This is a genomic window from Vibrio sp. S9_S30, from assembly GCF_014694455.1.
Taxonomy (GTDB): domain Bacteria; phylum Pseudomonadota; class Gammaproteobacteria; order Enterobacterales; family Vibrionaceae; genus Vibrio.
Map to the genome: position 1 here is coordinate 1 of NZ_JAAUWT010000112.1, position 800 is coordinate 800.

The following is an 800-nucleotide window of genomic DNA, read 5'->3' on the forward strand; positions in this document are numbered from 1 at the left end:
AGCAGTATGATAAAAAGCGCAGGTTAACTACCATATATACGGCCTGTATTAGCGGCTCTTGCCTTGGCCAAGATGAGGCAGTCGAACACGAAGTCCTAATCACCTTATCGACTTTAAAAGTCAGTGTGAGCAGAAGGTTTTCAACGTGTAGGATTTATCCTGTTATTCATCTCACTACGTACTTTGCAAAGGGTATGGTCAATGTTGTTTTAAGCGGGTTGATATTCTTCGTTTTTAGTTACGACCGCCCAAGCTATGCGCATGAGTTTGTTCGCAAGTGCAACGGCAGCGCGGTTCGCCCCTCGGCGTTCTTGTAAATCAAGCATCCACTTACTGAGTTTATCGGATTTAAACTTCGCGCGTCTTAGGGCAGCCCGAGCCCCATGAACCAGTAAAGAGCGAATGTACGTATTCCCTTGCTTAGTTATGCCTAGAAGCATCACGTTACCGCCTGTTGTATCTTGCCTTGGAACAAGTCCCATCGCAGCGGAGGCATCACGTCCAGTTTTGAACTGTTGACCAGAGCCGAGCCAGACGGCGACGGCTTGGCTAGTGAGTGGTCCAAAGCCAGGAATGGACATCAGTCGCTTTGCATTATCGAATTGTTTGACGGTTTGGTTGAGCTTGTCTTCAAACCATTTAATTTGCTCATCAATATATAGATAGCGTTCATACTGGTGTGATAGCAGTTCACGCAATATTGGTGATAGCAGGTTTTCTGCGTCTTCCAACATGTCGGGAATGGCTTGCCTAAACGAGGCTTTTCCTTTAGGTATTATGATACCGTATTCGGCAATAAG

Annotated in this window: 1 protein-coding gene; it reads right to left on the minus strand. The window is 46.1% G+C overall.

Annotated features, from left to right (window positions below; genetic code table 11):
* Positions 1-209: 209 nt before the first annotated feature.
* Positions 210-800 (minus strand): IS110 family transposase (locus HC752_RS24315; protein WP_190337748.1); only part of this gene is annotated, 591 nt, incomplete at its 5' end.